The 10,830-nt window shown below is 30.6% G+C and carries 10 protein-coding genes and 1 pseudogene (1 of these 11 only partly in view); 2 read left to right on the top strand and 9 right to left on the bottom strand.

The genetic code is table 11. The features are described from left to right. Window positions 1–181: 181 nt before the first annotated feature. Complete coding sequence (locus A2255_07360) at window positions 182–568, bottom strand: hypothetical protein (GenBank protein ID OGI21732.1); 387 nt, start codon at window positions 566–568, stop codon at window positions 182–184. Window positions 569–674: 106 nt separating this feature from the next. On the opposite strand from A2255_07360, the gene A2255_07365 reads away from it, so the two are divergent. Further along, entirely contained in the window at window positions 675–887 is a 213-nt protein-coding gene (locus tag A2255_07365) for a hypothetical protein (GenBank protein OGI21733.1), read from the top strand. A gap of 155 nt (window positions 888–1,042) precedes the next feature. On the opposite strand, the gene A2255_07370 is transcribed toward A2255_07365, so the two are convergent. The 3 genes from A2255_07370 to A2255_07380 form a co-directional block, all read right to left on the bottom strand. Further along, window positions 1,043–1,885, bottom strand: a complete 843-nt coding sequence (locus A2255_07370; protein OGI21734.1) for a hypothetical protein — start codon at window positions 1,883–1,885, stop codon at window positions 1,043–1,045. Window positions 1,886–2,009: 124 nt separating this feature from the next. After that, entirely contained in the window at window positions 2,010–2,645 is a 636-nt protein-coding gene (locus A2255_07375; GenBank protein ID OGI21735.1) for a hypothetical protein, read from the bottom strand. Window positions 2,646–3,073: 428 nt separating this feature from the next. Continuing rightward, entirely contained in the window at window positions 3,074–3,697 is a 624-nt protein-coding gene (locus A2255_07380; protein OGI21736.1) for a hypothetical protein, read from the bottom strand. Between the two features lie 197 nt (window positions 3,698–3,894). Here A2255_07380 and A2255_07385 point away from each other — a divergent pair, with 197 nt between their 5' ends. Continuing rightward, window positions 3,895–5,040 carry a 1-deoxy-D-xylulose-5-phosphate reductoisomerase gene (locus tag A2255_07385; protein OGI21737.1) on the top strand — a complete coding sequence of 382 codons (1,146 nt, stop codon included), beginning with the start codon at window positions 3,895–3,897 and terminating at the stop codon, window positions 5,038–5,040. 216 nt (window positions 5,041–5,256) lie between these two features. On the opposite strand, the gene A2255_07390 is transcribed toward A2255_07385, so the two are convergent. The 5 genes and pseudogenes from A2255_07390 to A2255_07410 form a co-directional block, all read right to left on the bottom strand. Next, on the bottom strand, window positions 5,257–6,417 hold the full coding sequence (locus tag A2255_07390) for a hypothetical protein (GenBank protein ID OGI21738.1): 1,161 nt from the start codon (window positions 6,415–6,417) through the stop codon (window positions 5,257–5,259). A gap of 269 nt (window positions 6,418–6,686) precedes the next feature. Continuing rightward, entirely contained in the window at window positions 6,687–7,520 is an 834-nt protein-coding gene (locus A2255_07395; GenBank protein ID OGI21739.1) for a 16S rRNA (cytidine(1402)-2'-O)-methyltransferase, read from the bottom strand. 50 nt (window positions 7,521–7,570) lie between these two features. Then, on the bottom strand, window positions 7,571–8,704 hold the full coding sequence (locus A2255_07400; protein ID OGI21740.1) for a hypothetical protein: 1,134 nt from the start codon (window positions 8,702–8,704) through the stop codon (window positions 7,571–7,573). Window positions 8,705–8,855: 151 nt separating this feature from the next. Next, window positions 8,856–9,608: a hypothetical protein gene (locus A2255_07405; protein OGI21741.1), complete on the bottom strand. Its 753-nt coding sequence runs from the start codon at window positions 9,606–9,608 to the stop codon at window positions 8,856–8,858. Between the two features lie 749 nt (window positions 9,609–10,357). After that, window positions 10,358–10,830: pseudogene (locus A2255_07410) on the bottom strand (hypothetical protein); it runs 172 nt beyond the window's last position.

Raw genomic sequence — 10,830 nt, forward strand, 5'->3', positions numbered from 1 at the left:
GTTAATTCATTTATTTTTGTAGCCTGATTCCTGTAACCAGCTATTAATCGAGTAAGAAAAAATACGTAAGAATTTTTTATTACTGATTAATATTAGTCTTTTTACGTAAGAGCCTAATCAGGTAAAAAGTGTACAGCAATGACAACAGAAATTTATTTGATAATGCAGTAGTTTATGAAGACTAATTTTCTAATAACTCATCTTCGCTAATGACTTCTATTTCTATACTTTTTGTTTTATCAAAACTAAAATCTTCAATAAATGTAATTGCTTCAACAGCAATCTTTTTTCTTGTATCTACAGATGAATGTCGCAATAATTCCAAGAAGATTCTCATTATTTCATCAAAATCATACCATCTTCTTTTTCTATCTTCAGACCCAATCAAACTAATTATCTCATCTGGCAACATATCAACGTAAGGAGGTTTTGAGATAATTTCATTCATTAAAAATGTTGCAGTTTGGCGTTTTAAAGAATCTTGAATACACTCAAGCATTTTAATACATCTTGATACAACCGGATCTTCGTCATACCATCTTTTAAAAGACCTATCACTATCAGTCATTGCATATCTCCATATTATTGATATTTTGTCACACCTAGAATAATAGTATAATTTTCAATAAGCACCAAATTACAAGAGCTTTATAATAAAGAATTTAGAATATTTTATGTATATATTTGAAATTATAGCAAAATTTTTACGAGATCGTAAAATTAAGCAAGGTTTTCTTCAGGAAATTGAAACCGAAGAAAATTATGAAGATTGTGAGCATGTTTATTTAGCTATAGATAGTACAAAAGATTATTTAGCTTGTACTAAGTGTGGGCACGTAATAAAAAATACTTATAAACCAGAAAAGAAAAATATTTTCAAAATATAAGGACAGCGGAAAAAATCATTAAGGATTTTTGCAGACTGCTTCCTGTAACCAGACATTAATCGAGTGATAAAAAATACGTAAGAATTTTTTATTACGTCCTTAGAACAATGGAAAAGCCTCCTTAAGGAGGCTTTTCCATTGTTCTATATTTCTTGCTAAATTAAAATCGTTGCCATAGCCGGATTTTGATTTGCCTGAGCAAGTAAAAGAGCTGAAGAATTTTGTAAAATTTGGTTCTGAGTTAACTTTGATGTTTCTTTAGCAACATCAACATCTCTAATTCTGGATTCAGCTGCTGACATATTTTCTTGTTTTATTTGAAGGCTATTAACAGTACTTTCGAGACGATTTTGCATTGAGCCTATATTAGATCTTCTTTCATTTATAGAACTTAATGCACCATCAATATTATCAAGTAATTGTGCAGCATTAGTAGAAGATGATAAAGCATTATCTAAATTTGCACCTACGGGCATGCCAAGAGTCTCAGCTTTTGCTGATCCAAGTGCATCTCCAATTTTAAGAGAGTTAGTAGCATTTTCTGCATTTGCACCAATCTGCAAGGATGTATTATTATTACTTCCATTTAAAAGCTTGATATCATTAAAAGAAGTTGATTCTGCTACTCTGTCTATTTCACTAACTAATGATTGAATTTCAGACTTAATGGCATTTCTTTCAGCTTCACCATAAGTTCCATTAGCAGCTTGCATCGTTAATTCTCTGACTCTTTGCAAATTTTCACTAATGGATCCAAGACCTGATTCTGCTGTTTCCAAAAGGTTTATACCACTTTGGGCATTAGAATAAGCTACTTCAGATCCTCTTGCTTGTGCTTTTAATGATTCTGAAATAGATAAGCCTGCCGCATCTTCAACTGCTTTATTTATGCGTCCATAGGCTATTTTTACCATTGATTGTTCTATTTCTTTATTTGCAGAAGTTAAACTTCTCTGAATAAGAGACGAACTGACATTGGTGTTTATTTGAATGCCCATATAATTCACCTCAATAAAACCCTAAAAATTTATGGATATATTAAGTATATCTTTTATTAATAATATTTTCAATTTATTATGAGAGTTTAATTAAAAACCTTTACAATATTTAAAAACTCTTATTCTACAAAATACTATTTACAGCTGAAAACAGCTTCTTAAGTTTATTATGATCTTTAATACCCTTATATTCCTCAATTCCACTTGAGATATCCAGGGCGTATGGCTGAATTTCTGTATATACATTTGCCACATTATCAGGGTTTATGCCCCCTGCTATAATTATAGGCATATTATAAGTTTTTGCTTTCTTTGCAATACCCCAATTAAAGCTTTCTCCTGTTCCCCCAAAGAGATTTTTTGAATAAGAATCTAGAAGAATTGCAGAGACAATATTTTTGTATTCAGGAATACTGGATAAATCAGTAAAGTCTTTTATTCTAATTGCTTTAATTACAGGTAAATTAATCTTATTAACAACTTCGGTACAAAAATCTTTTGATTCATTTCCGTGTAATTGAATTTGAGTAATTCCTGTTTTCAAAGCAATATCCTGTATTTCGTCCAGTGGTAAATCAACAAAAACACCGATTTTCTCTATATTATCAGGTAATTCCTTGATTATTAACTTTGCTTTATCAGGTTCGATATATCTTGGTGATTTTTTATAAAAAATAAAGCCTACAGCCCATGCCCCAAGCTGCGCTGCTAAAGAAGCATCTTCCAAAGTTGTTATTCCGCAAATCTTGATTTTTACCATTTTCTTTAAGCCCTTGTCATAATCAGAAGACACGAAGTGCTGACACAGTGATCTTGCCAATGTTGAATACTAGTGTTCTGTTAATTTAATTATGATGATTGTTGCAGTCGGGTATGTTTTCGTAGGAGCCTTTGTTTCCTGTCAATTTGTGACACAGTCACTTATCTAGGTCTCCAATCATTCTAATGATGACCTAATTATGTGCGTTAGCACCAGCGACGGAGAAAATTTATCCGACAAAACTTTCTTAACAGAGTACTAGTTTTTAATTGTAAAATGGATAGATTGCCACAGATTCCTTCGTAATCTTCACAATGACAGAAGTTAGTTTTTTGATTAATGATGTACATTTTTGTTTCCTGGTTAAGTTCTTAGTACTTCAAATGGGATTGGTATTATTGGAATGATTGATGACTTATAAATGTAGTTTAGCCACCAAAGAAAGGGTTGTTAATTTTTTCATGTTTTATAGTAGTTGAAGGACCATGTCCCGGATAAACTACTATATTATCATCTAAAGTAAATAATTTGTTTTTTATAGAGTTTCCTAATTCTTCATAAGACCCTCCAGGCAAATCTGTTCTGCCAACAGAATCAGCAAACAAGGTATCTCCTGAAAAAAGAACATTATCTATTAGATAACAAACAGCACCAGGAGAATGTCCTGGGGTATGAAGCACTTTAAAAGTTAATCCTCCAGCTTTTATTTCCTGCCCGTCTTCTATATATTCATCTATTTTAGGTACTTCGTATTCTGGCATGCCGTATAATGCCAGATGTTGTTTAAGAGCATTTACAAGAAATTCATCATTTTTATGCAGTAAAACCTTAGCTCCTTCTTTGGCCTGAATCTTTTCATCTCCTGCAACATGGTCTAAATGCCCATGGGTATTCAAAATATATTTAATTTTAACATTATGTTTATCTGCTAAAGCTTTTGTAGCTTCATAATCACCACCTGCATCAATTAAAACAGCCTCGTTTGAATTTTCATGAAACACAATATAGTTATTAACTTCAAATGCTCCTATTACTAAAGTCTTTATAATCATTATTAAAGCTCCTTATTATTCAACTTTTCTTGATGGCATTCCTAGTTTATTTATTTTAGTATAAATAATAATTAGTTTTTACAGAATAGATTTTACCCAATTTATAAATTATTCTCCAAAAACTCTTGTTTAGGTTATATCAATAAAATTCGAAAGTCAAAATCCAGAAATACTTATAGATACGAGATAAAAGAAAAATGAAACGAAAAATTTCAATATTAGGTTCTACAGGTTCTATAGGAAAACAGGCTCTTGAAGTTGTGGATAGTCTTCCAGAACAATTCGAGATATATGGACTTGCAGCAGGAGCTAATATTGAAATTTTAAAAGAGCAAATAAATAAATATAAGCCTGAAGCTGTATCTGTAAAAAATGAAGAACTTGCTGATCAGCTTGCAAACCAATATAAAGATATAAAAATCCTGTGGGGAGATGAAGGCTTAATAGAAATAGCTCAAAATGCAGAAAATAATACTGTTTTAGTAGCTGTAGCCGGATTGGCTGGCTTATATCCTACTCTTGCTGCAATAAATAATAACGTTGATGTTGCTCTTGCTAATAAAGAAACTCTCGTTGCAGCAGGAAGCATAGTAATGGAGAGAGCAAAAAAAAATAATGTCAAAATATTACCTGTAGATAGCGAGCATTCAGCCATTCATCAATGTATAGACGGTAGAATTTCTCCTGAAATAAGAAAATTAATCGTTACAGGATCAGGAGGTCCTTTTAGAGGAAAATCTTTTGAAGAAATGGATAAAGCAACTGTGGAAGAAACTCTTTCACATCCAAGGTGGTCAATGGGCGATAAAATTACTGTAGATTCTGCTACGTTAATGAACAAAGGTCTTGAAGTAATAGAGGCTCACTGGTTATTTGATATAGATTATAATAATATCGATGTTGTGATTCATCCGCAAAGTATTGTCCACAGTGCTGTAGAGTTTTTAGACGGCAGCGTAATTGCACAGCTTGGTATCCCAAGTATGCATATTCCTATTCAATATGCTCTGACATATCCTGAAAGATATAAAGGACTTGAAACAGGAAGCTTAAACCTCATAGAAGCAGCTAAATTAGAATTCGAAGCACCTGATTTAACTAAGTTTCCTTGTTTAAAATTAGCTTATGAAGCCGGAATAAAAGGTGGTACTTATCCTGCTGTTTTAAATGCAGCTAATGAAGAAGCTGTTTATGCTTTTTTAAATAAGAAAATTAAGCTTACAGACATAGTTAAGATTGTAGAGAAAACTTTAGAAGCCCATATAAATATCGAGAATCCAGACCTAAAAGACATAATTAATTCTGACACCTGGGCAAGAGAGTTTGTAAAAGAAACATTTTGACCGGTTATAACTGAATTTTAGGTAATCGAGAAAGTCATTGTGAACCTTTTATCCTGGGCATTTCCTAAAATCGATGTTTTGAAGCAATCTCAAAGCATGTATCGTTGAGATTGTTTCGCAATTAAGATAAATAATAATATCCCATATTTATTGGATAGTAATGACTCATCAATCATTACTTAACCATTACCCAATTTTAGGTAAAGCTTTTATAATTTATATTTCTTCAGTAATTTTAGGTCTTTCAACTGGAACTATAAAGCTAAAAGTAGAACCTTGACTGTATTCACTTTCAACCCATATAACTCCGCCTAAATGATTTAAAATTTTCTTTGTTATTGCAAGACCTAAGCCTGTTCCACCGTATTTTTTAGATGCAGAACGGTCAAACTGTCTATATTCATCAAAAATATTGTTTACATCCTCTTCTGCAATACCTATGCCAGTATCAGTTATTGAGAACATAAGATATGACTTGTCTGTAAAATCAGGCGGAACGTTTATTCCCTGATACCTGATAAATTCTAAGTCGGGATGTATTACTTTAAGACTTAATGAGCCGATTTCTGTAAACTTAACAGCATTATTCAGGACATTTAAAAGTACCTGTCTAAGCATATTTTCATCCGAATAAATACTTCTTTTTATTACATCAGATAAATCTACAGTGAATTCCAGCTTTTTATCAGCTGCAAAATGGCTTATTACTTCAGTTACAGAATTAATTACCTGCACAACATCAAAGTTTTTGAAGTTAAACTCCATTTTACCTGCTTCAATTTTTGATAGATCAAGAACATTATTTAAAAGAGCAAGTAAATTAGTAGCATTTTTACTGATTATTGATACATACTTTTCTTGTTTTTCTGTTAATCTTCCGCTAATGCCATCCAACAAGGCCTGAGAAAAGCCTATCATTGAATGTACAGGAGTTCTGAGTTCATGAGATAAACTTGCAACAAAACTGCTCTTATTCTGGCTTGCTTTTGCTGTTTTATCTAATTCTGCTTTTAATCCTTCAAGCAGTTTCTGAGTTTTTGTAACATCTCTAACTGTAATTAGCATTTCTTCTTTATTATTAGCATCAGCGCAGGTTATTTCGACAAAAATTTCCTGATCCAGTTTTGTCCTTACACTCAATACTAAACTTCTATTTTCACCAAGACTTTGATAAACTTTTTCAACTTCATCAGCAAAAATAAACCCAATATTTTTACCAATAACTTCTTTTTTTGAAAATCCAAAAAGTTCCTGAGCTTTTTTATTCCAATAAACAACACTTTTCTGATAATTAATAACTATAAGTCCATCAGGATAATTATCAGAAATTTCATAAGATAAATTTTGCTTGAATAGGCTTTTAAATTTTATTTCCATGCTGTTCCATACCAATAAATATTAAGTTTATTTAATCATATCATGTTTTTTTATATGATTGAATACAATTACTCATAAAAATAAATATAAAAAACCTTGTAATGATCTTCTTTCAACATTTATCAAGAAAAATTATATTTTTATTCCTTATTTTGCTTAGAAGCTGTCTTGTTAAAGTTGAATCGCCTTGTGAATTGTCTTTAAACAACTTTAACCGCAGTCCAAAAGTTGAGCCTGTAATTATAATTATAAGTTTCATCTTTGCATTTTCAGCCAGACAGGCTCTTAATTACCAGATCATAAATATAGCTTTTTGAATAAGGGGTAAAAATTGAGATAATCTTGCTTATGTCTTTACTTGAATAACCTTCTTTTATCAGGATTTTGATTTTATCAAACAGCTCTGCCTCTTCAATAAAACCTTTTTCTTTTTCTTCTCCCTCGATAATCATAGTTATTTCCCCTTTAGGAGGCTTATTTGTGTAGTATTTTATATGATTTTCTAAAGTATCTCGTTTAATTTCTTCATGGATCTTGGTTAATTCTCTCGCAACAGTTACAGTTTTATTACCAAATATATCTAATAACTCTTCAAGTGTTTTTACAAGTCTTGAAGGTGCTTCATATACAACAATATTGATTTCCTGATATTTGGTTAATAAAGACTCTTTTTCTTTTTTACTTCTTGGTAAAAAGCCAAGAAAAGCAAAATATGGTTTCTCAAGATAACTTGCAGAAATGGCTGTCATAAGGGCAGAAGGTCCTGGTAAAGGCTCTACTTTTATTTGATTAGTATATGCAAGTTTTACCAGCTCAAAACCAGGATCGCTCAATAAAGGGGTTCCAGCGTCTGATACAAGAGCAATGTTTTTCCCTTCTTTGATCAAGTTAATTATATATTCACCCTTTTGTTTTTCGCTGAATTTATGATAACTGATCAATTTTGTCGCTATATTATAATGATTTAAAAGCTTTATTGTTACCCGTGTATCTTCACATGCAATAAAATCAACTTCTTTTAAAATACGAAGTGCCCGAAGAGTAATATCTTCGAGGTTTCCTATTGGAGTTGGACAAATATATAATACACCTTTATTTTGCATATTTTTATTTTAAATCAAAAGTATAAGAAGTTTTAAAAAATACTAAAGACTTATAAGTTAAGCTTTTCAAAATCTGGTAGTTCATTATTTCTAATACTTTTTGAAATAAAATTTGGAACATTTTCTCTGTAAGAGAATACTAATTTAGCTTTAAGAGATTTTTTGTACTCGAAATTATAATTATAAGCTGTTTTATTAGTCCAACTGAGTTTGTAAGGATCATTTCCCCTCATAAAATCAAAATATTCATAGTTTTTCTCAAATGCGTATTTAATTAGCTCATTAAAGAATAATTTTGAAGGTGCATAAAATTCATAATCATTATCAAATGTACTATTCCAGATAGAGAAAGTATTTTTATTTAATAATATTAAATTATATGCAATGATAACTCCATTAAACTTTAAATAAGCAAGCATCTTTGAATCATTATCATTAGAGCAAAAATAATCTTCAATAAATTTTGTTTTTTTGTTATCTAAAAAATAACAAAATCTCTTGTGATCACCTTTTTTATAAAGAAAATTTTGTCTCTTTATGCATATTTTTTTAATAATTTCTATATCTTCTTCTGTTATATGGCTTTTAAACTCATATTTAAAATCAATACCATCATTTATTACTTTAGTTAATCTGGATTTTAAGCTTTTTCTATGGTTTTTACTTAATTGTCTATAATAATTCTGGTATGATACAAATTCAGCAAGTTTAATTTTATGATTTTCTTTATAGGCTGTAAATTTTGAACCTGTATACCCTGCAAATTTATTCCACAAATCAAAATTAGGATAATCTGAATTAATTTGCCCTAATTCTAAAAGATCATAATCAAAGTTATTTAGTGCATAATTAAGCAAATTTTTAAATATTAATTCGCGATTATAATCCTGTTCATCAATTAAGAAATCAAGAAAATCAGTAAGATCTCCGCCTAAAAACTTTAATTTTCTAAAAGGAACAACCTTTAATGCCTTAGTATTCTCAATATATAAAGGAGCTATTCCTACAATTTTATTATTTTTTTCAGCTATTAAAATACTTAGCTCATTCTTCTCTTGAAAATGATTCCACCATCTATATATCCAATCAAATTTAGTAACAGCTATCAGATTTTCTGCCAATCTATCCCAATCATCTTTTAACGACAGAAAAGCTTCATCCCCTTTGATAACTTTAATATTCATTCTTGATCCTTTATGAAAATACAAATCACCATAATAATTTTATTCATTAGAAAGCCTGCTTACTATTAGGAAGCTATACATCTTTTATGATAAATAGGTGATAAAAAAGATCAGGGATAACCTAGCTCTTATTACCTATATAAGGCAAATCCTAGCAAATATCTTCTCTTGAGTAAAAATCTCCAATGTAAGGATAAGCATCTATGAGTTTTATTACTTCGTATAAATCAAGAGTATTATCATATAAGGGTTTTGATAAAATTAATCCTTCTATATTCACTTTTTCACAGTCTGACATTTGTTTTAATTTTTTTATTGACCCTAAATCATTTAATTTACCACAAGCAATAGTCGGCAATTCTACGTTTTTCGCTAAAGCAATTAAATCATCATAATTAAATTCATAATTTTCAGATATATCACGATAAATAATTCTTTCCAATCCCTGATTTTTTAGATTTTTTGCTATATCACTGGCATTTTCATGGTAATCACCATTAATTTTCGTCATTCCTGAAGCCACATTAAGTAAAACAACTGTTTTTTCTGGATATTCATTTAAAACCTTTTTTATAAAATCAGTATTTTTCAGTGCTTTATTATCCAGAACAATTCTTCCAGCTCCAACTGCCAGAATATCCTCAAACGATTCTATGTCCTGGATGCCTGCTGCAACTTGAATTGGCACGTGAACTTTTGAGATTATATCCTTTATCATATCGATATTAATTGGGTTATCTTCTCTAAAACCATTAACATCAACCAGATGAATCCAATTTACACCGATATTATTCCATTTTATTGCCAGACTTATTGGTTTACAATCTTCAATTACATTATGATCGGGCTCCAATGAATCAATACATTGTCCATTATATAAGTTAATAGCACCAATTACTTCCATTATTGTTCTCCAAAATATTATGCTCTTCTTTATCCTATACAAATTTAAGCACAATTTAAATCTCAACCTAACTAACCTTCTAGTAGGTTTTTCATTAATTGACCACATTAATTATGAAACCCAAGTTACTAGTGTATAGATCGACAAATAATATGCTACAATCTCCCGAACTGTCATCCTGAGTGACATAGTCACTTTTCCAAGTTATCAATCCTTCCAATAATACCCAATGTCATCCTGAGGACCGAAGCGACGTGAGGATCTTGCCTATGTACAACTTTAATGTGATTTTAAGGTTTAAATAGTATATTATATAGATTGCCACGGGCTAAAGCCCTCGCAATGACAGGGGTTTGCTTTTAACATATTATTTGCAAATCTTACCACTAGCCATATAAATTTATTGCTTCTAGATTGCCACGCAAGAATAATTGATGCTGGTTACAACGATTCATGGCTCGCAATGACAGTGCGTTGGAAGGATTGTGGTTTATGACGGTGCGAAGCATCCTCATAATAATAGTAGTATTATTATGAGGGTTGATGACTTATGACAGTGCGAAGTACCCTCATAATGATAGTGGTATTATTGGAAGGGTTGATGACTTATGACAGTGCGAAGTACTCTCATAATGATAGTGGTATTATTGGAAGGGTTGATGACTTGTGACAGTGCGAAGCACCTTGCAATGATATCCAAGATTATTTAAGTAGCAACTTGAATTATGAATAAATATTTAAGAGGTAATTTATTCTCCTGAGTGAGCTTTTAATTTAATTTTTTTAAAATAGCTTTCAGTAATTTTCTGATTATATTTATCAAATTCATTTCCTGAAATTATAAGTTTATTTTTGCTGTCAGGATCATTAATAACTCCTATAATTCCTTCTATATTTTTATTAACATTACCTGTTAAGCTTATCTTCATTTGTATGTATGGAATATCTTGATCGAAAGCTTTAAATATTCCGGTTTTGCCTAATTCAATATTGCTTAATTTAACAGGGAAACTATTAAACCTTGTAGCAAGTTTTTTTAGCTCAGTATTAACTGTGGTGGCGTTTATATCACTTTTTGTTAGCTTTAAAATTGGACCTGGATCTACTATAGCCATCTTTTGATTGGTTTTTGTATGTTCTGCAACAATTGCGTTAGCGCCAAACATATTTACTGCTCTAATTAATTCGTATTCTTTTGGTATTTTTGAAAAGTCACCATATT

The organism is Candidatus Melainabacteria bacterium RIFOXYA2_FULL_32_9, from assembly GCA_001784615.1.
Lineage (GTDB): Bacteria > Cyanobacteriota > Vampirovibrionia > Gastranaerophilales > UBA9579 > UBA9579.

Coding starts and splice junctions, on each gene's coding strand:
- A2255_07360 (OGI21732.1), bottom strand. CDS start 568: ATGACTGATAGTGATAGGTCTTTTAAAAGATGGTATGACGAAGATCCG.
- A2255_07365 (OGI21733.1), top strand. CDS start 675: ATGTATATATTTGAAATTATAGCAAAATTTTTACGAGATCGTAAAATT.
- A2255_07370 (OGI21734.1), bottom strand. CDS start 1,885: ATGGGCATTCAAATAAACACCAATGTCAGTTCGTCTCTTATTCAGAGA.
- A2255_07375 (OGI21735.1), bottom strand. CDS start 2,645: ATGGTAAAAATCAAGATTTGCGGAATAACAACTTTGGAAGATGCTTCT.
- A2255_07380 (OGI21736.1), bottom strand. CDS start 3,697: ATGATTATAAAGACTTTAGTAATAGGAGCATTTGAAGTTAATAACTAT.
- A2255_07385 (OGI21737.1), top strand. CDS start 3,895: ATGAAACGAAAAATTTCAATATTAGGTTCTACAGGTTCTATAGGAAAA.
- A2255_07390 (OGI21738.1), bottom strand. CDS start 6,417: ATGGAAATAAAATTTAAAAGCCTATTCAAGCAAAATTTATCTTATGAA.
- A2255_07395 (OGI21739.1), bottom strand. CDS start 7,520: ATGCAAAATAAAGGTGTATTATATATTTGTCCAACTCCAATAGGAAAC.
- A2255_07400 (OGI21740.1), bottom strand. CDS start 8,704: ATGAATATTAAAGTTATCAAAGGGGATGAAGCTTTTCTGTCGTTAAAA.
- A2255_07405 (OGI21741.1), bottom strand. CDS start 9,608: ATGGAAGTAATTGGTGCTATTAACTTATATAATGGACAATGTATTGAT.